1 protein-coding gene is annotated in these 243 nt (G+C 63.0%); it reads right to left on the bottom strand.

What is annotated here, in order from left to right:
* Nucleotides 1-243, bottom strand: a 243-nt coding sequence (locus tag SB724_RS21545; RefSeq protein WP_410573081.1) for a cytochrome c biogenesis ResB family protein, incomplete at both ends; no start/stop codon positions are given.

A 243-nucleotide genomic window follows, 5' to 3' on the forward strand; every position in this document is an offset into this window, starting at 1 on the left:
CCCGCTGAAGGAAACCCCGTCCTGAGTGGCGAAGGCCGTGGGCAGGAAGAAACCAACAAAGCCGAGTTGGTCGGGCTTGGCGTCGGGCACCTTGATGACCACCGAGGAATAGTAGTTGGCCCCTTGCACCTTGGCCACTACCGGACCCTGCAGGGCGATGTTGCCCTGCCCGTCGCGGACAGTGACCATGGGGGCGTAACCGTTGCCTGTGAGGTAGATGTTGGTTCCGCCCAAGGAGAGGGG

This window comes from Bacillus sp. SIMBA_031 (assembly GCF_046535225.1).
Taxonomy (GTDB): domain Bacteria; phylum Bacillota; class Bacilli; order Bacillales; family Bacillaceae; genus Bacillus; species Bacillus velezensis.